Below are 25,068 nucleotides of genomic sequence, written 5' to 3' on the forward strand. Positions count from 1 at the left end.
TGCATTTTATCTTCTCGTGGGGAAGGTTCTTAGACGGAAGGGGCTAGGAGGCAGAGCTAGACATAAAGAAAAGCGGAAGCGGCTCGTTTAGAATAGGAGGGGGGTGGAGCTCCTGACAGAGAGGCGTACTTTGCCTCGGAGGAAGGCGCGAAGCCACCGAGTATTCTAGCCGCTGGAGCTGGACAATAAAGAAAAGCGGAAGCGGACTTTCGTTTTTAAGTAAAAGGCAATCACACAATGTTGTGATTGCCTTTTTATATGGAAATAATAAAAAATAAAATTTTTTTCAAACAAAAGGGGAATTTGCGTCGTCTTATATAAATGACAGGAGGTTTATGATGGAAGAAAAGGTAGATGAACTAATTGATATATATAAGCAGCAAATATATTCCTTATGCTATAAATTAGCGAAGACGAAAGAAGATGCAGAAGATATTTTTCAAGAGACGTGGATAAAAGTTTTTTCCTCGCGGCATCAACTTTCTTCTGTAGATAACTATAAAAAGTGGATTACTACAATTTGTGTCCGCACATTTTATGATTTTTATCGTAAGAAAAAGCGGTGGAAAGATCGCGTATTGGATTTGTTTCATACAGAGGATGGTGGAGAAATAGATTTCGCAGATGAAGTGAATATATCAGAGGAATTGATTCAAAAAGTGGAAGCGGAAATGATACGGGAAGTTATACAGTTATTGAATGAAAAGTATAAAACTGTACTCGTACTCTACTATTATGAACAATATTCTTATAAGGAAATGAGTGAAATATTAAATATACCGATTGGTACAGTGAAATATCGCCTTAATTATGCGAAGAAGCAAATGCGAGAACATTTGGAGGGGTTCGTTTATGACGGAAGATAAGTTTGACCAGAAAATAAAAAGTAGCTTAGCGGAAGAGATGATTCCAAGTGAAGAGCTGATAAATAATACGAAACAGGGCGTGCGAAATGCTCGAAAATTAGAGAAGAGATGGGTTGTTTTCATTCATGCCATTTGGATTGTTTTACTAACAGTCACCCTAGAACAGTTTGTTAGCCATTTGCATCATAAAATATCTATTATTATAGCGATAGTTATTATGATGCATCTATACATTCCTATATATGTTGTCATACAGTCATTTTTAAAGAAGGAGTATAAATTATATGAAAGAGTTCGCTAATCCATTTATGGTATTTGAAGTAGCTGGAGTTACAATGTTTTTTGCTTTTATCGCACTATTAGTATGTGTAGCATCGTGGGTATATACAGATGCGAAGAGGCATGGACTAAGTAAGTGGTGGAGTGCTGTAGCGATTATATTGCCGTTTTTTATTGGAGTTTTGTTATACATGGTACGAAGAAGTAAAAAGAGAGTAGAAGGAGAACATGCGATGGAAGGTATAAAAAAACAAAAAATAACGTTAGTTGCGATATTAGCAAGTACAATGCTTGTATTCCTTAGCGGATTTACTTTTGTCCAAACGTTAGACGATACGTGGAGAGCAGGAGATATATATTTAGAAAGTGAGCAACAAGGAGAGACAAGTTACGAGGCGAAGTTCTCATCATGGGATATTGCTGGTAAAGATATTGAAATTCAGTACGAAAAAGATACTGAAATGACGTTTTCCTATGAGACGGATGCAAAACGTGGTAATTTGTGCTTCAGCTTGTATGAAAGACAAGGTGAGGGTATAAAAGAGTTAAAAGAGATTTGTGAATCGAAAAAGGGTACTTTTACAGTTACATTAAAAGCAAATGAAAAATATATATTTAATATAAGTGGTTTAAGGGTGAAAGATGGATTTGTAAAAGTAAATTGGGAAGCAAAAGAAAGGGCCTTATAAGAGGCCCTTTTTTTAGTGCGATTATGCAGCTTTTTGTTCGGTTTGAGTAACCGGTTTTTGAAGTGTGTTATAAACGCCAGTTCCGATGACATCTAATGCCATTTTCATACGTTCTGGTGAAATGTTTTCAAATACGTTATCTTGAGGGGTATGGTATACCTTCTCAATATGATAGATTAATGGATTCCAACTATCGACACCCATCCAAATAAATAGAGCGGCAGGAATCCCAGCTTCAGCAAACGGTACGTGGTCACTAGAGCCAAATTTACCTTGAAGAACGAGATCATTATTTAATTGTTTCCCTGCTTGAAGGGCAGCATCTGTTACAAGATTTGGAGAGCCATTAGGAGTCATAGCGTATAAATTCTTTGCTTTATCATAACTTGTTGCAACCATGTCTGCGTTAAAAACACCTAAAATCCGGTCACGTTCTTTTTGGGAAAGACTATTCACATAATAATCAGAGCCAAGTAATCCGATTTCTTCAGATCCGAAAGCAATAAAACGAATTTCTTTATCAGTTTCTACATTTTGAAAAGCACGAGCTAACTCTAATACTAAACCTGTACCAGAAGCATTATCGTTTGCTCCAGGTGCTCCAACGACACTATCGTAGTGTGAACTTACAACGACAGCTTTTTCATTACCTGTACTCTTTTTTGGTTTCTTTTTAGCGATAACATTTAGGGATGTCAAATTAGATTCATGTCTCGCTTTTAGGGAAAGAATTGTTGTTCCCTTTTTAGCGATTTCTTCTTTAAAAGCATTTCCTTGAGCATAAGCAAGACCAAATACAGGCACAGATTGTTTTTTCGTTAAGCGGGGATTGAAAGTTTGTCCGTAGTTTCCACGTCCACCAATTAAACTGTATAAAAGAACACCTTTTGCACCTTTGCTAACAGCATTTTCGACTTGTTTATTGTAGTCTGCTACTGTTGTTCCTCTTTCAAATAAAACAATTTTTCCATTTACCTCATTTGGAATATCTTCTAGTTTTGTGCCACCTTGAACAAAGATAAGAGGCGCTGTAACAGCTTCTGTAGAAATTAGTGCATTTGGAGCAGCACCAGCTTGCCAATTACGTTTTGTAGATAATGGTGAATCGATAAATCCAACGTACTGATCCGGTACTTGAAATGGCTGATATTCTACTTCATAGCCCATTGATTTGAGCTTCATACCAACGTAACGGGAAGCCCACTCTTCTGATTTTGTCCCACCAGGACGGGGGCCTATTGTTTCGGATAAAAATCGAACATGTTCGATAGCGCGGCTTGCATCAACTTGTTTTGTAATAGGTGGGTTTTGTGTGATTTCTGACGTGGAATCAGCTTTTGCTTGTCCAATTGGAGCTAAGCTAACGGCGAGTGATACAGCAAGCAAGGAGCTTACTATTTTTTGTTTCAGTGATTTTTTCATTTTTTCCTCTCCCATTCTTCTATTCTCTCTGACTGACAAAAGAAGACGGTTAACGACTTTATTTTACCTTTAGAAGACTGAATTTTCAATATTCTGTTGTTGAGAAATAAAAAACGTTATATGCACATTTGCATATTTTTGGCGAAGATATATATGCTATCATTTTAGGTGAGGGTTCGCTTTCTGCTTGGAAAGCTCCTATATTGCATGAATCTAGTGTACCCAAACTTTAGATTATGTAGGGAAAAGGGACTGTTATATGGTTTCTTTTCTCATGTTTGAATCATGTGGTGGTAACTATGTTTCCGCATTTCATAATTATCATCAATGATATATGTAAGGCATCCATATGAAAATACGAGGCTGTTCAAGAGTTTTCCGTACTGTTGGACAGCCTCACCCCGTTAAAAGGACGATACTTTATGTATCGTCCTTTTTGCATAAAAAAACATCCAATCAATTGAGAGATTAATTGGATGCAAAATATTATTAATAATGTTTTTTTCGTTTTGTAGCTAGAATACTTAACAATCCAGCTAGCAGAAGAACGATACCTACTGTTTGTGTAGTATCTTCTTTATGACCTGTATTTGGAAGGTTTTTATCCATATTTTGATCATCTTTTTGTTTGTTCAACTGTTCGTCATCTGTTTCTTTAGCTTGTTCTTCAGATGTTTTATTACCTTTGTGATCTTCGTTATTTGGCGGAGTAATTGGTTTTTCCTCTCCATCTGGCGAAGACACAATTTTTTTATTTGAAACTGTAATTTGTAGTGGTGTAGCTTGAGCTTTTTCGATTATAAAGTTGATTGGTGATGCGTCTAATTGATAACCTTCAGGAGCTTTTGTCTCCACTAATTGATAATTACCAGGTTTCAAATCATTTACGATTAATTTACCATGCTGGTCTGTTTTTAAACCTTCTCGAATTACATTTCCATTTTGGTCTAGAATGTTGAAAATGGCACCTTCAAGTGTTCCTTTGTGATCAATATCAACTTTCGTTAATTCAATCGAACCTGTTGTTAAGCTATTTAAAGCTGTAACAGAGTTCATTTGAGATTGTCCTTTCGCAATGGTGAAAGCAATTGGAGTAGCATTTAAATCATAGCCAGTAGGAGCTTTCGTTTCAATAAACTGATAGTCTCCTGGACGTAAATCAGAAATAGAAATTTTCCCATCTTTATCAGTCGTTAAATCAGTGCGAACATCAAATCCGTTATGATCAACGATTTTAAATACCGCGCCTTCAAGAGTAGTGCCATCAACGTCATCTACTTTAGAAAGTTCCACGCCGCCTTTTGTTAAGCTGTTTTTCATAGTAACAGAGGCAATATCTTTTTGGCTTTTTTCAATTGTAAATACAATTGGTTTTTTGTCTAAATCATAATGTTCAGGAGCGCTTGTTTCAACGAATTGATACGTGCCAGGACGAAGGTTTTCGATAACGATTTTTCCTTCGCTATTTGTTTTTAAGCCTTCTTTTACTAGCTCTCCATCTGCATCTAATAAATTAAATACAGCATTAGCAAGCTTCGTATCGATATCAGTATCATCAATCTTTGTTAATTCGACGCTACCTTTTTTCAAAGCGTTTTTACTTGTAATAGTAATCTTTTTCGTTTGACTTCTTTCAATTGTAAATGGAATCGGTGTTTCGTCTAACACATAATGTTCAGGAGCCTGCGTTTCAATAAATTGATAGTCTCCAGGGCTTAAATCAGAAACAGAAATTTCGCCTTTGTCGTTCGTAACAAGGTTTGCACGAACTTCTTTTCCATCCATATCCACAATTTTAAAGATTGCATCTTTCAGCATTGTACGATCGATGTCATCTATTTTTGTTAAAATGACGCTGCCTTTCGTTAAGCTGTTAGTAGCAGTAACAGTAACATTTTCTGTTTGGCTTTTTCCAATCGTGAACGGGATAGGGTCTTTGCGTAAGTCATAGTCTTTTGGAGCTTTTACTTCAATAAATTGATAGTCTCCAGGACGTAAATCAGAAGCAGTAACTTTACCGTGTTCATCGGTTGTTAAGCCTTTACGAATTACCTTAGTGGTGTCATTCGCATCAACAATTATAAATTCTGCGCCTTCAAGAGTAGTACCGTCTATATCGTCTACTTTTGTTAAAGTGACGCCACCTGTAAGTAAACTATTTTTTACAGTGACAGGGACGGGAAGATCTTCCTTGCTACCTTTTTTAATCGTGAACTTAATAGGTGTTTGATCTAATTTATAATGCTTAGGAGCTTCAGTTTCAATAAATTGATAATCCCCTGGCGCTAAATCAGGAATAACTAGTACGCCATAATCATCTGTTTTTAAATCTTTCATAATTTCTTTGCCCGTTGCGTCTTGTAATGTGAATACAGCACCAGCAAGAGCTATACTGCTTTCCACGTCATCTTCTTTAATTAGTTTAACTTTTCCTTTCGTCAAACTATTTTTAAATGTAAGTGGAAGGAGTTTTTGTTGTCCTTTGTCGATTGTAAATTCAATTGGTTCTACATTTACATCGTAATAAGTAGGAGCCTTTGTTTCGATTAATTTATAGTTACCAGGACGCAAGTCATCTACAACTAACTTTCCTTCACTATTTGTAACAAGGTTCGTATGGATTACTTTTTGTTCATCATTTGCATCGACAATTTTAAATACTGCGCCTTCAAGTGTTTCGTTTTCATTTGCAGCGTTAACTTTCGTTAATTCAATACCGCCTTTTGTTAAGCTATTTTTAGCCGTAACAGTAGCCGTAGTTGTTTGACTTTCTGTAATCGTGAACTTAATAGGATTTGTATTTTTATCATAATACTTTGGTGCGGTTACTTCGATAAACTTATAATCGCCAGGGCGTAAGCCAGTAGCGGTAACTTTACCGTCTGAACCAGTTTTTAAATCTGTACGAATGACTTTCTTTTCATCATTTGCATCGACAATTTTAAATACTGCACCTTCAAGAGCTGTACCATCGACATCATCCACTTTTGTTAGTTCAACATCTCCTGGTTTTAAAGCATTTTCAGCTGTCACGAGTAGAGTTTCTTTTTGCCCTCTATCAATGGTGAATTCGATAGGCTCTGCACGTAATTCGTAGTGTGCAGGTGCAGCTGTTTCAATGAATTTATACGTACCAGGACGTAAGTCACTAACTTTAATTTTACCGTTTATATCAGTAGTTAAGTTAGTGTGAGGAGGAACGTCATTATTATTTGCATCGACAAGTTTGAATACTGCACCTTCTAGAGGTTTTTTCTTACCAAACTCATCTACTTTTAATAACTCGACTTCGCCCGTTTTTAAACTGTTTGTTGCTGTAACAGTAGCAAAAGACTGTTGGCTTTTATCAATTGTAAACTCGATCGGATTTGTGCTTAACGCGTAATCCTTAGGAGCTTTCGTTTCAATAAATTTATACGTACCAGGGTCTAAGTCTTTAACAGTAACTTTTCCATCTGAACCTGTTGTTATATTTTCGCGAATTACTTTTTTCTCGTCATTCGCATCGACAATTTTAAATATAGCGCCTTCAAGGGTAGTACCATCGATATCATCGAATTTTGTTAAAATAACGCCACCTTTAAGGAACTGATTCGTTTTTGTAACAGTCGCTACTTTCGTCTGCCCTTTTTCAATTTCGAATAAAACAGGCGTTTTGTCTAATTTAAAATGTTCAGGTGCTTTCTCTTCAACAAATTGATACTTTCCAGGAAGTAAATCTTTTGCTTCAATTTGCCCTTGGTCATTTGTCGTTAATTTTTCATACCCAGGAATGACTTGGTTATTTCGATCTCGGACACTGAATTCTGCACCAGATAAAGTGTTTCCATCTTTATCGACTTTCGTTAAAATAGCTGATCCTGGAATCAAACTATTTGTTGCAGTTTGGTTTACTACTGTCGTTTGATCTTCTGTAATTGTAAATTTTATAGGTTTACTGTCTAATTGATAATGATCAGGAGCCTTTGTTTCTTGTAAGTAGTAAGTTCCTGGTTTTAATTTATCTACAGTAATTTGCCCTTGGTCATTTGTTGTTAATTCTTTATGTTCCGGAATGACATTGCCGTTTTGATCGAGTAGAGAGAAAACAGCATGTTCAAGTTTTTTATTGTTATGAGCATCAGTTTTCGTGAGTACTACTTTTCCGACAAATTTCTTATTTGTAAGAGTATATGTTGTAGTCTCTTTTGAACCTAGTTCAACAAGTTTACCTGTTTTTAATTCTTCACTAATTACATAGCCCTTAGGAGCTTTCGTCTCTTTAATTACATATTTATCGCGTCGTAAGTTATTAAACTGAGCGATACCGTCAACATTCGTTGTCATTGTTCGAATCGCAGTTGTACCTGTTTGATCATATAAAGTAAATTCCGCACCAGCTAAAGGTACTTTTCGGTCTGCGTCATCAACTTTTATAATTTGAAGGTTTCCACGTCCTTTTATAGCAGAACCGCCTCCAGATCCAGAAGATACTTTTACTACTACTTCTTCAGCAGTTTCGGTCTGTTTTAATACTAAACGGTTACCAGTAATTTTTGCCTTGTTGCTCACTGTTTCCATATGATCTGCATTAATAAGTGAACGGTATTCTAAAATATAAGCTCGATCAATGGTATGCAGGAATTCAACTTTAAATTGTTGTTTTCCCGTAGTATTGTCTGTTGTAATTTTGAGTCTATAGTCTGTTCCTTCTTTTAATTCATTTGTGGTATCTTTCGTTAAAGTTCCATCCACAGCGACAGTTGTTGGATATAGATGGAATGACTTTTCATCTATAACTTGATTGTCTGTCGGATCATCTGTTACGACAGCATTTTCAATGGTTGATTGACTCGCATTAATGGAGATGCTCCAATTAATATAATTATCATCTTGTATTGCTGTTTTTATAACGCCGCTACCACCGTTTTTGATTTCGAATGCACCATGGATACTAGTAACAGTTTTCGATCCATCTTTTAAATCGGCAATATTATCGTAGCGCTCATTAATAAGTTCACCAACGAGAGAAGTTTTAAAACTAATATGGTACGCAGAATTAATTTCGTTTTTAAAATGAACTTTTAATGTATTGTTATTATCTTTCGTCGGGTTTTCTATCGTATATTCGTCAGGTGAAACTGGATCGCCTAGTTCAAATCCATGTGCACCACCAGTTAATTTCATATGTCGGACTTCGATGGATCCTGGCACGAGTTTTTGATTATCTCGTAGTACATCAACGATAGAAGGGTCTTTAATCGTCATGTAATTATAGTTAAAACCTATGTCCCATTTAATTTCTTTCGTTTGGGCATTGTAAGAACCGTATTTAAATCCGTTTCTTGTTGTGTAGCCATCTGGCGTAAATCTATCATTGGATGAACTATCTTTTTCTTTATTATCGATGTCTATCCAAGATAAACGTGCTGTATTTTTGAATGATTTGTTATTATTCTTTTTTGATAGATTTTCGTAATTAAAGTCTGTTGTATATGTGATAGTTAAAGCTTTATTCATATTTGACTTATAGTCACCAATTAATTCTACTTTGAATCCCTTATCTGTAACGACAAGTTTGTAATCAGTGTCTAAGGTAAGTGTCTTTGATCCGTCTGTAATTTGGAAACTATCTTTCTGTAACGTTAGTCCACCATAGTCAAATGTATCAGTGATAACAGCATCGTTTAGCGTATAGTTGTTATCATTTACAGTAATGGTCCATTTTGTTGTTTTGTTATTGTAATCTGTATCGTTTGCATTTTTATTATGCTTTTTTATGATGTTTTGTTGACGTAATGTCACTTTATTTGTCTGTCGTGAACCACCATCTGCGGTAATCTCATTTTCAATTTTTCCATCTTGTATGACATCACTCGTGGCTTTTGATGTGTAAGTGATTACGTAGGCACTATTAATATCTTCAGTAAACTGTAAATCAAATCCATCAGCTGTTTCTTTTACGGTGAAGTTTGTAGCATTGTCACCTGTGATGAGTTTTCCTTTATCATTGTAAGAAGCATTTTTTACAACGATAGAATCTTTATCAATTTTATGAGATTTATCTAAAACATCTATTAAACGAGCGGCATCTTTTTTGATGTGCTTTTGATCACCGTTGTAAGTAATGGTCCATTCGATCGTTTGCGTTTTTGGATTATACTTACTAGTTTTCTCTAGATGTGTACCGCGTGATACAGTTACAGTTGCATTGGCAGATACATCTTTTTGGTTATCGCTGGATACTTTTGCATTATTTTTGAAACTAGTAACACTCTCATCTATAATCTTTGTCGCATATTCAATTTGATAAGCCTTATTCGTTTCACCTTTAAAAGCGATATTTAATGCATCAGAGGATGAAGTAAGCTCATAGTCTTTCTTATTAACTTCTGCTCCGCGAGTTGTATTCCCGTTAACGTCTACTTCTAAATAGTAAACCTTAATGGAATCTTCATTAAGACTTGCTCCCTTTGGAATGCTGTCTTTGAAGATAGCGTTTGTAAGCATATCTTTTGTTTTGTTCATTTCTACTGTCCAATTAATTTGGTTCGTATTAATTGGTCTATCAGGTACACCTTTTTTATTCATAGATGTTTTTACATTTGGTTTGAAATCAAGCGTAATAGTAACGTCTTTTTCTTTAATTGGGAAAGGGATTTGTTGTTCAGTAGTCCCCGTAATTGCTACTTTATTAAATTCCGTACTAATTTGTAAGTGACCAGCTATATCAGGATGTTCTTCAACATATTCATTAAAGGTCATTGTTACTTTTCCTTCTGGTGTAACAACGAATGTCCCAATCTGATGACCTTTTCCATCAAGTAAAGGTTTTGTAATTGTATTATGGACGATAAAGTGTTTTGGAAGTTCAAAAGTGAAATAATCACCATTTTTAACGTTTAATGATTTCAAAACTTCCCATGTAAACTCGATATTGGCAGCAGAGTCTGGATTTGGACGATTATCCGTATTATTAAATGGTTTACCATTTTTATCTGTTAGTTTGACGCCTGTTAAAATATTTTCTGTAATCTGTTTAGGTGATGGACCTTGATTATTAACAGGTTGCGCTGCTGAGTTATCACTATGGTTTTCAATAGATTGCTCGGCACCATCTTTCTTTTGCTCTTCGATAGGTTGCTGAGCATCACCATTCTTTTGCTCTTCGATAAGTTGCTGAGCATCACCATTCTTTTGCTCTTCGATAGGTTGCTGAGCATCACCATTCTTTTGCTCTTCGATAGGTTGCTGAGCGTCACCATTCTTTTGCTCTTCGATAGGTTGCTGCACATCACTGTTCTTTTGTTCTTCAGTAGGTTGCGCGGCGTCCTCGTTCTTTTGCTCTTCTACAGGTTGTTTAGAAGTATCTACTTCAACAGGAACTGAGATAGATTTGACTACTGTACCTAAAGGGAAAGCGAGTTGAACAGATTTTGTATCTTGTTTCAAGTCGGGATTAAATACTGTATCAAAAGTGATTTTTCCTTTAGCGCCTGTATAATCTTTCATTTGATCATTAAATACTAGTTTCATTTTATTATCATTTGCGGTAACAAAATATTGCCCAATAACTTGTTGATCTGCCATTAAGTTTCCTTGTTTATCACTGTTAACCTTTAGCGCGCTAGGTATTTGAAGCACTGTTGTGTTTGTTTCTTGTGCGACAGATTGATCTTTTATTGACCAAGCATATTCTAGTTGAATGATTGATCCTGCTGTTATTAAATTTTTAGGATTTAATGCTTCGTCAATAATACGATTAGTTGCATCTTTCATTTCAACAGTGTCAAATAATGAATTGCTTGTTAAGGATTCCGCTTTTACTTGATTGTATGGAAAACTAGCAAGCTGGGAAAATAGTACGAATGCAATTAAGCATATATTGAATAGTTTTTTCATTGTTCCTCCTTTGTTACGCATACTTTTTAGCAAAAGTATTCATGTTCAAAGTGATACAATGTAACGTAAAACAAAATGTATATTTTAGAGGGAGATAGGGAATAAATATACAAATTTCGACAAAAAATGCCGGAAAACTGATAAAGAATGATATCAGACCTTTAAAAGTTGAGACTAGTAATGTGGATTTTTATGAAATAGGTGTGTGCAAAATATTCCGTGGGCTGCTTTACCTATTTTAATAAAGGTAAGTTTTACGATACATGCTAACCAAATAATGTATTTCATTATAATAGTTTGTTCTGTGATCTTGAGGCGAAATTAAAATGTAGATTGTTGAGTCAAATTTGGTCAGGTTGAAGAAAATATGTACCTTGAACAAGTAGTTAGATGATTTGCCTAAAAAGAGCATATAATTTTGTAGATTAAAGCGGAACCTTCCTTTCATCAATAGAAAGAAATCACTTTAATTGATGCTTAAAATAAAAAAAGAAAGTCCTCCCTATGATGATTATCTTTTTATTAGAGGTAATCATCAATAACCTTCTTTAAAAATTATATATGTAAATGGTAAAGAGTTCAACAACATTGCTTCTTTTCAAACGTGTAAAAAAAAGACCACCTCGTATTATGAAGTGGTCCTTTTTTTATATTTCTGTTAAGATTATCGGTTCGCCGCGTGTTACGACAACTGTATGTTCACATTGTGCAACAAGGCTTTTGTCAGGTGTAACGAAAGTCCAACCATCGTCACCGCGCTCGATAATATGATCAGCTTTCATAGAAATAAATGGCTCTACAGCGATAACAAGACCATCTTTTAGAAGCGCGTTATCCATTGGATCAAAATAGCTTAAAATGTGATTTGGTGCTTCATGTAAGCTAAGACCAATGCCGTGACCAGTTAAGTTTTGAATAACATTGTATCCATTTTTATGTGCGAAGTTTGAAACAGCACGACCGATTTGATTTTGTTTTGAACCAGCTTTAACCTTTTTCATTGCTGCCCAAAATGCATCAACTGCTGCTTGGCAAAGCTTTTCTTTTGCTTCATCTTCCCCAAGTACAAATGAAATACCTGTATCTGCATAATAACCACCAAGTGCAGCAGATACGTCGACATTTACTAAGTCGCCTTCCTTTAATACACGATCTCCTGGAATACCGTGAGCAACTTCTTCATTTACACTGATGCAAGTTACACCAGGGAAATCATATTCTTTTTCAGGTGCAGAAATAGCACCATGCTCATCTAATACTTTTTTACCGATCAAATCTAGCTCTTTCGTTGTCATGCCTGGCTTTGCTTGTTTTTTCATTTCTTCACGTGCAAGCGCAACGATGCGGCCGATTTTTCGTAAGCCTTCTAAGTCTTGTTCATTACGAATAATCATGAAAACCACTGTCCTTCCTCGAATATATATCTTATCCGATTGTATCATGTTTATTTTCGTCCTGCTACTCGCTTGCGGTATGCGGGCTGATTCGTCTCATAAAGAATACATGACAATTGTCATATCGATGTTATGACGCATCATACTGTTTCCTAACTTTTCCAACACATACAATGTAAATATAAGAAACAGCGGGGGTGGAGAGATGGAAAAGATTATTGAAGTAAATGGTGTTTCTAAAACATTTAAACATAAAAAAGCGGTAAATAACGTTTCGTTTCATGTGAACAAAGGAGAAATAGTAGCGCTACTTGGACCGAATGGTGCTGGTAAAACAACGACGATGTCTATGATGCTCGGATTAAAGGATCCAACAGAAGGAACGGTTTCTGTATTTGGAAAGAGTCCAAAGCATAGAGATGTTCGCAATAGCCTCGGTGCGATGCTACAAGAAGTAAGTGTTATTGATAGTATTACGGTGGAAGAAGCAATTGAGCTATTCCGTAGTTATTATACAAATCCGGTAGCAAAAGAAACTTTATTACAGTTATCAAATTTAGAATCAGAGCGAAAGCAAAGATGTGAGAAATTATCAGGTGGGCAAAAAAGAAGGTTAAACTTTGCGCTCGCACTTGCAGGTAATCCAGATTTGCTGTTTTTAGATGAGCCAACGGTTGGAATGGATATTACATCTCGAAGAACGTTTTGGGAAACGATTCGAAAGTTAACAAGTGAAGGGAAAACGATTATTTTAACGACGCACTATTTAGAAGAAGCAGATGCTTTAGCGAATCGTATTTTATTATTTGCAAACGGAAAAATTATCGCAGATGGCACACCTGACGAGATGAAAGCGACGATTTCTCGAAAAACGATCTCGTTTTATTCGAAAGAGAAAATTCCTAAGAGTTTATTAAAGGAATTGCCGAATGTAACAGAAGTACAGTCAAATGAAGGACGTTTCATCTTAACAACTGAAGATACTGATGCAACTTTACAAGCAATTTATCAAAGAAATCTATCTGTAACAGATGTTTCGGTTGAACGAGGAAGTCTTGATGAAGCATTTGAACAGTTTGTCGCAAATCAGAAGGGGGAAATCGCATGAAAGCATTATGGATGCAATGCAAAATAGAAATTTTACGTACATTCCGTAATAAATTATTTATCTTTTTCTCATTATTAATGCCAGTTATGTTTTATTACATTTTCACAAATGTTGTTCAAGTACCACAAAACGGAGATGCGTGGAAAGCACACTATTTAATTTCGATGGCAACTTTCAGTATTGTAGGGACTGCACTTTTTAGTTTCGGTGTTAGAATTTCTCAGGAAAAAGGGCAAGGATGGACACATCTTTTAAAAATTACACCACTTCCAGAGGGAGCGTATTTAACAGCAAAAATTATCGCTCAAACAGTAGTAAATGCTTTCTCAATCTTATTTATTTTTATGGCCGGAATCTTAATTAATCATGTCGAGTTAACGGTAGGGCAGTGGATTGGCGCTGGATTATGGTTGTTGTTAGGTGTGACACCATTTTTAGCGCTTGGAACAGTAATAGGTTCCATTAAAAAGGCGGATGCAGCTGCTGGCCTAGCAAATATTTTAAACATGAGTTTAGCTGTAATTGGCGGGTTATGGATGCCAATTGAAGTATTCCCAAAAATATTAAGAACGATTGGGGAATGGACACCGACATACCATTTTGGAAGCGGCGCATGGGATATTGTAGCTGGAAAATCAGTTGGTTGGGAAAATATCGCGGTACTAGGAGGTTATTTCCTTATATTTGTTGTAGTATCAATATATATAAGAAAAAGACAGGAAGCGGTATAAATGATAGAGATGAAGAGGTTTGAATTTTTTCCGAAACAGCTGGGTTTTTTCCCGTATATGTGGCTCGTTTATCTGTTATTTCCAATTTACAATTTGACACAAGTATCGGGGTGGAAACTTGTACTCGGAATCGGTATGTTGATAGTTTTCGTTGTCACATACCAACAACTTTATTTTGTTAAGAAGACGTTCGTTTTATGGGCGTGTATTCAAATGGTCCTTACCCTCTCGTTTGCTTTGTTTTATAATCCTTTCATGATATTGTTTGGATATTTCACGGCGAGTGCGATGGGGTTTGCACCAAGTAAGAAAGTATTTCGCGTATTGTTATGTTTATTAGTTATAATGCTTGGAACTTTTATATTTTTAAATATTAACCAACTAACAATTCCAAATTTAGTGAATATCATTCCAATGTTTATTTTAATGCTTATTACGCCATTTGGTATGCGTAATTTTAATCAAAAAAAGATGTTAAAGAACCAATTAAACGAAGCAAACGAGCAAATTAAAGACTTAGTAAAACGTGAAGAACGACAGCGAATCGCAAGAGATCTTCATGATACATTAGGTCATACGTTATCTCTTATTACGTTAAAAAGCCAGCTCGTTGAGAAGTTAATCGTAAAAAATCCAGAGCGTGCAAGTATAGAAGCGAAGGAAATTACACAAACATCTCGCACAGCTTTAAAGCAGCTAAGGGAATTAATTTCTGATATGCGTATGATTACAGTAGAAGAAGAGCTGGAGCAAATAAAAGTGATTTTACAAGCAGCTAATATCGAATTAGAAGTGAAGCAGGAAGCGAGTGCAAGTTCATTATCACCAATTGAACAAAATATTGTCGGGATGTGTTTACGTGAGGCAGTGACGAATGTTGTAAAGCATAGTAAGGCAGCGCGGTGCACAGTTTCTGTATCAGAGTCACAAGGTGAATTAATTGTAACAGTAGAAGACGATGGAATTGGTTTAGCGGTTCAAAATCATGATGGAAATGGTATTCGCGGTATGAAAGAGCGAATTGCTCTTATTGATGGATTTGTTGAACTGGGTACGATAGATCCAGGGACGCTATTAACAGTGAAAGTTCCAGTTGTCATTCGAACAGGAAAAGATGAGGTGAGGGCATGATTCGAATTATTATTGCAGAAGATCAACGGATGCTTCGTGGAGCACTAGGGGCTCTGCTTGATCTAGAAGATGATATTGAAGTAATAGGGCAAGCTGCAAATGGGGAAGAGGCGCTGAAATTAATCGAATCGCTAAAACCTGATATAAGTATTATGGATATTGAAATGCCAATTCAAAGTGGCTTAGATGTCGCGGAAACTTTAAAGAAAGAAAAATCAGCATGCAAAGTAATGATTTTAACAACATTCGCAAGGCCGGGGTATTTTGAAAGGGCGATGAAAGCTGGTGTGCACGGATATTTGTTAAAAGATAGTCCGAGTGAGGATTTAGCTGCAGCGATTCGTAATGTAATGAAAGGAAAACGAGAGATCTCTCAAGATTTAATGTTCGGGTTATGGCAAGAGCAAAATCCGTTATCAGATCGTGAAAAAGAAGTATTGTTGCTTGCGAAAGAGGGCAAGACGGCAAATGAAATTGCGAAGGCACTTTATCTGTCACCTGGTACAGTACGTAATTATATTTCTGAAGTGTTAACGAAGCTCGATGCGAAAAATAGAATTGAGGCAATTACAATTGCGGAAGAAAAGGGATGGATATAAAAAGAAGTTTACCTATGAAAGGTAAACTTCTTTTTATATCCATTCTTCACTAATTATTAGTCTTCAACAATCGGGATAAACAACGCTTTCGTTAGAGAATTCTGTTTTAACCGTATCGCTTGGAATTTGAAGTGTATTACGTAATGTAGGTTTTACTTCATTTTTCGACAAAAAATTTGTTATAGTAAGATTAGGTTGTTGTTCTAAATGTTGGACAGCTTTACAACTAACAGTAGTAATTACGCCATTTTTATCTACTTTTACAATGAAATCACTGGCAATTCTCCTATAATTCATCTATAACCCTTCTAAGCTATTCCTGTATGTGAGGTGAATTGTATGAAGAATTTGCCGAATTTTATATATATTATGCATTATTTCATATCAAAAATTGTCGAATTCACATTATTGTAGTGGTATGACAACTTAATAAATTAGATTGTTATAGTGGGATGGTGAATAAGTATGCAGGCAGAAAAATTAGGAAGTGAAATTAAGAAAATTAGGGCGATGAGAGGATTAACACAAAAGCAGTTATCCGAGAACATATGTCATCAATCGGAAGTGAGTAGAATTGAATCGGGCGCGGTATACCCAAGTATGGATATATTACAAGGTATCGCAGCGAAATTACAAGTTCCCATTATTCATTTTTATGAGGTACTCATTTATTCCGATCTTGAGAGGAAAAAGCAGTTAAAAGATCAAATTATTATGCTTTGTAAGCAAAAGAAATATAAAGAAATTTATAATAAAGTATGGAATGAATTAAAAAAGGAAGAATATCATCCTGAGTTTCAACAGTTTCTTCAATGGCAATATTATGTAGCAGCTTACATATTGAAAAAAATTGATTACGAATATTGTATTTTAGAGTTAAAAAAGTTGTTAAACCAGCAATTAGCTGGAATAGACGTATACCAAAATCTTTATATAGAAAATGCAATTGCAAATATTTATTCTGAAAACGGTCATCTTAAGAAAGGCCTGGAGTTATTTGAAGATATATTAAAGCAATTAGAAGCACTGCCTGAAAATAAAGAGTTTGATGTGAAGGTAAGACATAATCATGCAAAAACATTATACGTAGATAATCAATATGAAGAAGCGCTTTACCAAATAAATAAAGCTATTGAAATATCGTGTCGAATTAATAGTATGGCATTGATTGGGCAGCTATACTATCAAAAAGGTGAATGCTTAGAAAAGCTAGAATACGATAGGGCAGAGGTTGAAGAGGCTTATGAAAAGGCTTGCTTCTTTTTCGATATTTTAGAAATGCATCCGTATAAAGAAAAATTTATGAAAAAAATGAAGAGATAAAAAACCTGAAAATTAAATATGCATAATTGCATAATGTATGGAGAAATTTTCATGATATAGTTAAAAGAAAAAATGTGGGTGATGGAATATGAAGAAACTACTTATTGGTGGTCTATTAACTTTAGCGATGGCATGGGGTATTTCATTAACAGATACAGCTTTAGAGAAAAGCCAAGTAATTTCTCATAATGATCAAGAGGTACAATTAGCTTCAGATATGCCTTATGAATATTAAAAACAACCGTCTTACTTAGACGGTTGTTTTTTTGTGGAGTAACATCCAAACATCTTTATTAGAAACAGGTTTGCTAAAGAAGAATCCTTGAATATGATCACAGTTTTGTGCGCGTAAAAAATTCCACTGTTCTTCTGTCTCTACACCTTCAGCAATAACTTCTAAATTTAATTCTTTGGATAGTTTAATAATGGAAGCGATAATTGCTTCTTCTAAAGGGCTATTTGTAATGCCACAAATAAATTCTCGGGCAATTTTTAATGTGTTGATTGGATATTTTGTTAAATAAGCTAAAGAGCTATAACCAGTTCCGAAGTCATCAATTGAAATTTGAATACCGAGATTTTGAAGTTCTTCTAGTTTAGCAACTACAGAATGATTTTGATTAATCGCGATACTTTCCGTAATCTCAATATCTAATGCTTCTGGTTTTAGTTTTGTTTCTTCTAGAACTTTTGAAATAGTTGATATTAAATCTGGGTGATTAAATTGAACAACAGATAAATTTACACCAACTTTTAAATGAGAAAAGCCTTGGTTATGCCATTTTTTTGCTTCCGAACAGGCTTTATGTAAAATCCAATTACCAAGTTCAATAATAAATCCTGTTTCCTCTGCTAGAGGAATGAACTGGGCAGGTGATACAATTCCGAGTTTTGGATGTTTCCAACGAATTAATGCTTCAAAACCGATAATTTGTTTTGTTTTTGTATGTACTTGCGGTTGATATTCAAGGAAAAATTCATTTTGCTGTAATGCTTTTGAAAGTTCACCTTCTAGGAAGTTACTCTCATTTTGAGCAATACTCATTTCTTTTGAGAAGAAAACAAATCTGTTTTTTCCATTTGCTTTCGCACAATACATAGCCATATCGGCATTTTTCATTAATTCGGTTACATTTGTTCCATAATCAGGGTACATTGCAATTCCGATACTTGGTGTAATAGATAGTTCTTCGTCTTTAATGAAGAACGGTTTGTTTAAAATAGTTAAAATTTGTTCAGCGATGAAAGATGCACTTTTTTCAGAGTACATATCTGGTAATAGAATTGTAAACTCATCGCCCCCTTGACGAGCAACGATATCTTTAGAACGCAAACACCCACGTAATCGCTTTGCTACTTCGATTAATAGTAAATCTCCAACATCATGACCAAGGCGATCATTAATTTTTTTGAATCGATCTAAATCAAGGAACATGACGGCAATGTCATTTGCACTAGTTTGAGCCGTAGTTAACATAGCTTTTAAATCTTTTTCAAACTTACGGCGATTTGGTAACCCGGTAAGTGCATCATGAAAAGCTAAATGCTCTACTTGCTTTTGCTTTTCATATAAAGTTGTAATATCACGTGCTATCCCGAACATCCCAACAACTTCTTTATTTATAAACGTAGGGATAAGCGTAATGTGAAGGTAATAATAGTAGCCTTCTTTTTCTTTTGTACGAACTTCTAAGGTTTGTGGTCTACCTTCTTTTGTAATTTGTAAAGCCCTCTTTAGTAGTTCATGGTCTTTTGGATCAATGAAATGTAGAAGAGAATAGCTAGCTACCTCACAATAGTAAGCAGTAAATAAACTTTCACATGCCTGATTAGAGCGTTGAAAAATACCATTCATATTTAAGGAGAACACGGCATCAGGGTGATCTTCAAATAAAGATTTATAACGTTGTTCACTTTTGGATAATGCAGATGCACCTTCTTCAACTTCGTCCTCTAGTTGTATAGTCAACTTCTCGTAGGTGTCAATTAATGCTTGATTGTCTTTCCACATGTAAAGTTGTCGTAGAAATAATAAGATTAATGATAATACTAGACCGATTAGCATGAACTGATCATCCCAAGGCTGAAGGACAATAAAAGCAAAAGTAATAATTATACTAAAATAAGGTAATATAAAGCGTACATAATCGAATCGATAATATTTTGTTTTCGTTTCATGTCGTATTGGCTTATCCAAAATGTATAGTATGGACGATAAACCTATTAGTAAAATGGAAGCGGTATGTATTAAATAAGAGACTTCAGGAGAAGATTTCATTCCGGCGTTTAATTGGAATAAATGTACATATCCGTATACAAGTATAATAGTAAAGCCGATAATTAACGCGATTCTACTAGAAGAATATTTTTCTCTTCTATATAAGCTAATAACGGCGTAAATCACTAATGATTGTGCAACAAAGTATCCAATTAAAACCCACATATCTGTTGTTAACGCACGAAAGCTTGAGAGATCCAAAATAAAAGTTAAGGTGAAATAAATATTCATAATAACAATAAAGATGCTGTCGAATGAAAATTGAGCAAGGCCTCTAATAGAGTAATGTTTTATAAACTTTATAGCAAAGCCAGAAAAGAGCAAAATATATTGTATGATGAAAAAAGGCAATGCCCTATATGAGAATAGGACTTGATCATATATAGAAAGGGAATGCAAAAATAAAGTAATTTCCATAGTTAATCCACATATACAAGTGCATAGTACTAGAACCCAAAATAGTTTGTCGCCGCGTTTCATCTTCTTAATTGCTTTATATAGGCAATAGCAAGAAAAGATTGTAGCAAAACAAAATAAGAAAAGAATTCCAATTTCTTTTATATTCAAGTCCTTAGGAATAAGGAATATCCAAAGAGAAAATATAATTATATACATCATGACAAATTGTACATACTTTTTTTGATTAATCATATTATGGCTCCGTTTCAATAAAGTTGAATCTCAGGTGGAAAATGCTAATTTAAATAATAGCATATAAAATAGGGTGTTTTTTACTATAAAAATTACTTTTTTTGAAAAAAATAGCGCAACATTACAATTTACCATCGTAATGTTGCGCCATTTGTTCTTTTTACCCCTTTTATAGAAGAAAGTTCACGTATGAATTGTAATAGTGCTAAATCTTTCTGTTTACTTTCAATCATAATATCGAAATTATGATTTATTTTTTTTGCGATGTGTAAGAACGGCTTAATAAACTCTAAATCAATATATTCAGCGTGAGCCCTAAATTCTTTTTCTGATCTAGGAGAAGAAATGTGAACTTTTGGCGGGATGTTTGTGTGTGACCAAGTTTCAAAAATCGCAGGTAGTAGCTCTTCCAGTGGTTCCTCGCAAAGATTAGCCATATGATGATGATAATCAAATACAAAAGGAATATTTTCTTTTTGGCAAATAGATAAAGTTTCAGAAGTTGTATATGTTTTATCATCATTTTCAAGAGTCATTTGTTTTTTTATATGTGTAGGAAGTTTTTTTATGTTTTCATGGAAACGTTCAATTGCTTTTTCCTTATTTCCATAGGCCCCACCAACATGGATATTAATGTAAGAAGAATCGGCAACTCCTATCGCATCTAATACTTTGTAATGATAGTTCATATCTGTAATAGCGTTAGTTGTAATATGTGGCTTGTCGCTTGTGAATAATGTAAATTGATTTGGATGAAAGCTTACTCGTAAATTGTGTTCTCGAATTAATGCCCCTATTTTACGCCAAAGTGGTGTGAATGCTTCAATATAATCAAACTCAACTTCAGGGTGTGTTGCAAGTGGAACGATAGAAGACGATAGGCGATATAGTGGGATTTCATGCGCTATATTGTAATGAAGGATACGTATTGTATGTTCAAGATTTTGTCTTGTAACATGGTACAATTTATCCTCGCGCTCTTGTTTATTAAGTTTTTTGAAGCTCGTAAACGTTATTGTTTTGGCAGGAGAACAGTCCCACAATGCCATTGCATGTGAGACATATCCCAATCTTATAATCATATGTGATATACCTCTTTTATTCCCTTTCCTATAGGAAGAAAGCAACGATTGTTCCTATCCATTCTTTTCCTCTATCAATAAGAGAACGGGGGCTGACATCTTCAAAGGAAAGTAATGATGCATTTTCTAGATCTTCATGGAATTTATTTTTTACTGTTTGGATGAAATGTTTATTGTATAAAAGGCAGTTAATTTCATGGTTACTATATAAACTTCTCATATCAAAATTTGCAGTTCCGATATCACAGATTTCATCGTCTACTATAATAATTTTTGCGTGAAAAAACCCTTGTTGAAATGCGTAAATATCACAACCAGCCTGTATTAATTTTCGGCAGTACGGGAATTTTGCCTCTCGAACAAGGGCGTGATCAGCCTTTTCTGGAACGAGAATCGTGATGTGAACCCCTCTTTCATGTGCTTTTAATAGAGCACTCGCAATTTTCTTGCCAGGAATGAAATAAGGTGTACCGATAAAGAGTTCTTTTTTTGCACTTTCAATTAAATGTAAAAAAGTATGTTGTAAATAGGCACCATCGGTCGGAACGAATTGGTGTAGGATAGTACCTGGTTGTTGTTTCGGAAAATAAAGAGAAACCTCCAATAGATTTTCATTTGTATCATCTAACCAGTCATGCAAAAATTGCTTTTGTAAATCTTGAACACCTTCTCCTGTAAGACGTAAATGATAGTCTCTCCATAGTCCTAATCGCTCATTATGTCCTAAGTACTCCTCGCCGATATTAAAGCCCCCGATATAACCGATTTTCCCATCAATGACTGTAATTTTTCTATGATTTCTTTGGTTTGCAGAAAAGAAAGGAAAAGGGAATTTAACTTTATGACAAAAAGAAAAAGAGACACCATGTTTTTGGAGGGAACGGATTGCTTCGTTTGATAAATAATGGCTACCAAATCGATCGAGTAAAAGTCTTACTTCAATTCCTTCCTGTGCTTTATCAATAAGTAACTTTAAAAACTGACGACTAATCTTATCGTTTTTTACAATGAAGAATAAAACGTGTACGTGGTGCTTTGCTTGTTTTATGTCAGTAAATAAATCATCATATAAATCTTTTCCATATGTATAAAGATGAAAATCACTTTGACGTAAAGGGAAAGTGCGAGGGCGCACACGTTTCAAATGAAGGCGTCTCCCATATAAAAAATCAATTGTAATCCAAAGCGTAATGCATATTAACAAGAGAGATAAGAAGAACATGAGTGAATTCCCTCCTTTGCCTCGCTATTTGCGGGCAGTAAGCCTCCCAGTTCAAAATTAGGTTAAAGCAAAGAAGTTGGGGGAGATCAACGGCCCTCATTGCTTAAAGTTTCACTTTATAGTTTCACCGAAATAAACAGCTTTATTAAAAAATATGTTGTTGTATAACAAAAAACTGTTGACTGAATGCTCACTCATTATATAATGAAGATAGGGGAAAAAATTCAGAAAATTATATGTTTTTGAAGATTCTAAAAAAGAAAGAGGGCTTACAAAGAGAGGGGTAGCATAAAAATGAATAGCTTACTGATCATTAATTGGCTGGCTGCCATTGCTGTTATTGCTTATGCGGGATATTTGTTTGTGTATCTTATACGAACGAGGATGGCCTACATACAATTAGGAAAAAAGATTGAATTTGATCGTCGTTTTAAAGAGCGTTGGGATCTTCTTAAAGTTAATGTTTTCGGTCAGAAAAAGCTGCTGAAAGATAAAAAGAGCGGCATTATTCACGTTATGTTCTTTTACGGATTTATTCTTGTCCAATTTGGAGCAATTGACTTCGTTTGGAAAGGACTCGCACCAGGATCACATCTTCCACTTGGACCACTATACCCTGCATTTACATTCTTCCAGGAAATTGTCACACTTGTAATTTTAATTGCAGTCTTTTGGGCTTTTCATAGACGCTATGTTGAAAAGCTTGTTCGTTTAAAACGTAACTTTAAATCGGGCCTTGTTCTTATTTTTATCGGAGGCTTAATGGTTTCTGTACTACTTGGTAACGGTATGGGACTTATATGGCATGGCGAGGAGCTTTCATGGAGTGAACCAATCGCTTCTGCAATCGCTTACGTTTTTGGTGGGATAAATGAAACCGTAGCCATTTCGGTGTTCTATTTCTCTTGGTGGGTGCATTTACTAATCTTGTTAACATTTTTAGTGTATGTTCCACAATCAAAACATGCGCATTTAATTGCGGGACCAGCTAATGTATTCTTCGGTCGTCTTTCAAACCCAGGGAAGCTTGAAAAGATTGATTTTGAAGATGAAACGCAAGAAACATTTGGTGTTGGTAAAATTGAAGACTTTAGACAAAATCAACTTATTGATTTATACGCTTGTGTAGAGTGTGGTCGCTGTACAAATATGTGTCCAGCAACAGGCACAGGAAAAATGCTATCGCCGATGGACTTGATTTTAAAGCTTCGCGATCATTTAACTGATAAAGGAGCTGCGGTAACATCAAAAGCACCGTGGGTTCCAGTAGTGGCTTTTAATAATACACAAGGAAATCAGTTAGCGATGATGGCAGCTGGAAAAGGGCAACAAGAATCAGCGGCTACAACACTCGCTTACGATCCGAGTTTAATCGGAGATGTTATTACAGAAGAAGAAATCTGGGCATGTACAACGTGTCGTAACTGTGAAGATCAATGTCCAGTTATGAATGAACATGTTGACAAAATTATTGATTTACGCCGTTATCTCGTTTTAACAGAAGGAAAAATGGACGCGGAAGCACAACGCGCGATGACAAACATTGAACGTCAAGGAAATCCGTGGGGTCTGAACCGTAAAGAGCGCGAAACATGGCGCCAAGGTGATGACGAAGTAACAGTTCCAACAGTAAAAGAAAAATCAAAAGCTGGTGAAGAATTCGAGTATTTATTCTGGGTTGGTTCAATGGGATCATACGACAATCGTAGTCAGAAGATTGCGATATCGTTTGCGAAGTTAATGAACGAAGCAGGCATTTCATTCGCGATTCTCGGTAATAAAGAAAAGAATTCTGGAGATACACCGCGCCGCCTTGGAAATGAATTTGTATTCCAAGAGATGGCGACAAAGAATATTGAAGAATTTGAAAAGGCAGGAGTGAAGAAAATCGTTACGATTGATCCTCATGCTTATAACACATTTAAAAATGAGTATCCGGACTTTGGTTTACAAGCAGAAGTCTATCATCATACAGAATTGTTAGCTCAGTGGGTGAAAGAAGGTCGCTTAAAGCCTGTTCACGCTATTGAGGAAACAGTTACGTACCATGATTCCTGTTACTTAGGAAGATACAACGAAGTGTACGAAGCGCCGCGTGATATTTTGAAAGCGATTCCTGGAGTGAATCTTGTAGAGATGGCACGAAATCGCGAAACTGGAATGTGCTGTGGCGCAGGTGGCGGTTTAATGTGGATGGAAGAAACAACAGGTTCACGTATTAACGTTGCTCGTACAGAGCAAGCATTAGCTGTACAGCCATCCATTATCGGTACAGGATGTCCTTATTGCTTAACAATGATTAGTGATGGTACGAAAGCGAAAGAAGTTGAAGAGAAAGTTCAAACTCTCGATGTAACAGAGATTTTAGAACGCTCAGTTATTGGACAGAAGAAAGAAGCAATCTAGTTTGTA

General features: G+C 35.3%; 16 protein-coding genes and 1 pseudogene. 10 read left to right on the forward strand and 7 right to left on the reverse strand.

Going from position 1 to position 25,068, the window contains the following annotated elements; all coding sequences use genetic code 11:
- The first annotated feature begins 338 nt into the window (after window positions 1–338).
- The 3 genes from EUC40_RS00275 to EUC40_RS00285 are packed head-to-tail and all read left to right on the forward strand — an operon-like array spanning window position 339 to window position 1,834.
- A complete protein-coding gene (locus EUC40_RS00275; protein ID WP_156573174.1) occupies window positions 339–866 on the forward strand; it encodes an RNA polymerase sigma factor in 528 nt (175 codons plus the stop codon).
- Window positions 853–1,167, forward strand: a complete 315-nt coding sequence (locus EUC40_RS00280; RefSeq protein WP_156573175.1) for an anti-sigma factor — start codon at window positions 853–855, stop codon at window positions 1,165–1,167. Before EUC40_RS00275 ends, EUC40_RS00280 begins: the two co-directional genes overlap by 14 nt.
- A complete protein-coding gene (locus tag EUC40_RS00285) occupies window positions 1,151–1,834 on the forward strand; it encodes a phage holin family protein (RefSeq protein WP_156573176.1) in 684 nt (227 codons plus the stop codon). Before EUC40_RS00280 ends, EUC40_RS00285 begins: the two co-directional genes overlap by 17 nt.
- 21 nt (window positions 1,835–1,855) lie before the next feature.
- Here the strand turns inward: EUC40_RS00285 and EUC40_RS00290 are convergent, their stop codons facing one another.
- From EUC40_RS00290 to map, 3 genes are all read right to left on the reverse strand, one after another.
- On the reverse strand, window positions 1,856–3,256 hold the full coding sequence (locus EUC40_RS00290; protein WP_156573177.1) for a M28 family metallopeptidase: 1,401 nt from the start codon (window positions 3,254–3,256) through the stop codon (window positions 1,856–1,858).
- A 489-nt stretch (window positions 3,257–3,745) separates the two neighbouring features.
- Window positions 3,746–11,137 carry a SpaA isopeptide-forming pilin-related protein gene (locus EUC40_RS00295; protein WP_156573178.1) on the reverse strand — a complete coding sequence of 2,464 codons (7,392 nt, stop codon included), beginning with the start codon at window positions 11,135–11,137 and terminating at the stop codon, window positions 3,746–3,748.
- Between the two features lie 647 nt (window positions 11,138–11,784).
- Entirely contained in the window at window positions 11,785–12,531 is a 747-nt protein-coding gene (gene map / locus EUC40_RS00300; RefSeq protein WP_000586862.1) for a type I methionyl aminopeptidase, read from the reverse strand.
- Window positions 12,532–12,736: 205 nt separating this feature from the next.
- On the opposite strand from map, the gene EUC40_RS00305 reads away from it, so the two are divergent.
- From EUC40_RS00305 to EUC40_RS00320, 4 genes are read left to right on the forward strand one after another with little or no spacing between them, the layout of a single operon-like run.
- Complete coding sequence (locus EUC40_RS00305) at window positions 12,737–13,639, forward strand: ABC transporter ATP-binding protein (RefSeq protein ID WP_156573179.1); 903 nt, start codon at window positions 12,737–12,739, stop codon at window positions 13,637–13,639.
- Window positions 13,636–14,370 carry an ABC transporter permease gene (locus EUC40_RS00310; protein ID WP_156573180.1) on the forward strand — a complete coding sequence of 245 codons (735 nt, stop codon included), beginning with the start codon at window positions 13,636–13,638 and terminating at the stop codon, window positions 14,368–14,370. The genes EUC40_RS00305 and EUC40_RS00310 overlap by 4 nt, the downstream gene beginning before the upstream one ends.
- Window positions 14,371–15,501 carry a sensor histidine kinase gene (locus EUC40_RS00315; protein ID WP_156573181.1) on the forward strand — a complete coding sequence of 377 codons (1,131 nt, stop codon included), beginning with the start codon at window positions 14,371–14,373 and terminating at the stop codon, window positions 15,499–15,501.
- Window positions 15,498–16,100: a response regulator transcription factor gene (locus EUC40_RS00320; RefSeq protein WP_000619248.1), complete on the forward strand. Its 603-nt coding sequence runs from the start codon at window positions 15,498–15,500 to the stop codon at window positions 16,098–16,100. The genes EUC40_RS00315 and EUC40_RS00320 overlap by 4 nt, the downstream gene beginning before the upstream one ends.
- Before the next feature lie 75 nt (window positions 16,101–16,175).
- Here the strand turns inward: EUC40_RS00320 and EUC40_RS00325 are convergent.
- A pseudogene (locus EUC40_RS00325) lies at window positions 16,176–16,373 on the reverse strand (bacillolysin); the annotation flags it as partial.
- 192 nt (window positions 16,374–16,565) lie between these two features.
- Here EUC40_RS00325 and EUC40_RS00330 point away from each other — a divergent pair.
- A complete protein-coding gene (locus EUC40_RS00330; RefSeq protein ID WP_071710808.1) occupies window positions 16,566–17,423 on the forward strand; it encodes a helix-turn-helix domain-containing protein in 858 nt (285 codons plus the stop codon).
- 88 nt (window positions 17,424–17,511) lie between these two features.
- The gene (locus EUC40_RS00335) at window positions 17,512–17,658 is read left to right on the forward strand and encodes a quorum-sensing peptide PapR (protein WP_000734718.1); all 147 of its coding nucleotides are present in this window, start codon (window positions 17,512–17,514) and stop codon (window positions 17,656–17,658) included.
- 15 nt (window positions 17,659–17,673) lie between these two features.
- Here the strand turns inward: EUC40_RS00335 and EUC40_RS00340 are convergent, their stop codons facing one another.
- The 3 genes from EUC40_RS00340 to cls form a co-directional block, all read right to left on the reverse strand.
- Window positions 17,674–20,352, reverse strand: coding sequence for a DUF4084 domain-containing protein (locus EUC40_RS00340; RefSeq protein ID WP_156573182.1), 2,679 nt, complete (start codon window positions 20,350–20,352; stop codon window positions 17,674–17,676).
- Window positions 20,353–20,480: 128 nt separating this feature from the next.
- Window positions 20,481–21,434 carry a UV DNA damage repair endonuclease UvsE gene (gene uvsE / locus EUC40_RS00345; protein WP_156573183.1) on the reverse strand — a complete coding sequence of 318 codons (954 nt, stop codon included), beginning with the start codon at window positions 21,432–21,434 and terminating at the stop codon, window positions 20,481–20,483.
- Window positions 21,435–21,462: 28 nt separating this feature from the next.
- Window positions 21,463–22,656 carry a cardiolipin synthase gene (gene cls, locus EUC40_RS00350; protein WP_156573184.1) on the reverse strand — a complete coding sequence of 398 codons (1,194 nt, stop codon included), beginning with the start codon at window positions 22,654–22,656 and terminating at the stop codon, window positions 21,463–21,465.
- A gap of 294 nt (window positions 22,657–22,950) precedes the next feature.
- Between cls and EUC40_RS00355 the strand changes: the two genes are divergently transcribed.
- A complete protein-coding gene (locus tag EUC40_RS00355; protein WP_001086780.1) occupies window positions 22,951–25,062 on the forward strand; it encodes a (Fe-S)-binding protein in 2,112 nt (703 codons plus the stop codon).
- The last annotated feature ends 6 nt before the right edge of the window (window positions 25,063–25,068 follow it).

It is taken from the genome of Bacillus luti (assembly GCF_009739945.1).
GTDB classification, from domain to species: domain Bacteria; phylum Bacillota; class Bacilli; order Bacillales; family Bacillaceae_G; genus Bacillus_A; species Bacillus_A luti.

Coding starts and splice junctions, on each gene's coding strand:
- EUC40_RS00275 (WP_156573174.1), top strand. CDS start 339: ATGGAAGAAAAGGTAGATGAACTAATTGATATATATAAGCAGCAAATA.
- EUC40_RS00280 (WP_156573175.1), top strand. CDS start 853: ATGACGGAAGATAAGTTTGACCAGAAAATAAAAAGTAGCTTAGCGGAA.
- EUC40_RS00285 (WP_156573176.1), top strand. CDS start 1,151: ATGAAAGAGTTCGCTAATCCATTTATGGTATTTGAAGTAGCTGGAGTT.
- EUC40_RS00290 (WP_156573177.1), bottom strand. CDS start 3,256: ATGAAAAAATCACTGAAACAAAAAATAGTAAGCTCCTTGCTTGCTGTA.
- EUC40_RS00295 (WP_156573178.1), bottom strand. CDS start 11,137: ATGAAAAAACTATTCAATATATGCTTAATTGCATTCGTACTATTTTCC.
- map (WP_000586862.1), bottom strand. CDS start 12,531: ATGATTATTCGTAATGAACAAGACTTAGAAGGCTTACGAAAAATCGGC.
- EUC40_RS00305 (WP_156573179.1), top strand. CDS start 12,737: ATGGAAAAGATTATTGAAGTAAATGGTGTTTCTAAAACATTTAAACAT.
- EUC40_RS00310 (WP_156573180.1), top strand. CDS start 13,636: ATGAAAGCATTATGGATGCAATGCAAAATAGAAATTTTACGTACATTC.
- EUC40_RS00315 (WP_156573181.1), top strand. CDS start 14,371: ATGATAGAGATGAAGAGGTTTGAATTTTTTCCGAAACAGCTGGGTTTT.
- EUC40_RS00320 (WP_000619248.1), top strand. CDS start 15,498: ATGATTCGAATTATTATTGCAGAAGATCAACGGATGCTTCGTGGAGCA.
- EUC40_RS00330 (WP_071710808.1), top strand. CDS start 16,566: ATGCAGGCAGAAAAATTAGGAAGTGAAATTAAGAAAATTAGGGCGATG.
- EUC40_RS00335 (WP_000734718.1), top strand. CDS start 17,512: ATGAAGAAACTACTTATTGGTGGTCTATTAACTTTAGCGATGGCATGG.
- EUC40_RS00340 (WP_156573182.1), bottom strand. CDS start 20,352: ATGATTAATCAAAAAAAGTATGTACAATTTGTCATGATGTATATAATT.
- uvsE (WP_156573183.1), bottom strand. CDS start 21,434: ATGATTATAAGATTGGGATATGTCTCACATGCAATGGCATTGTGGGAC.
- cls (WP_156573184.1), bottom strand. CDS start 22,656: ATGTTCTTCTTATCTCTCTTGTTAATATGCATTACGCTTTGGATTACA.
- EUC40_RS00355 (WP_001086780.1), top strand. CDS start 22,951: ATGAATAGCTTACTGATCATTAATTGGCTGGCTGCCATTGCTGTTATT.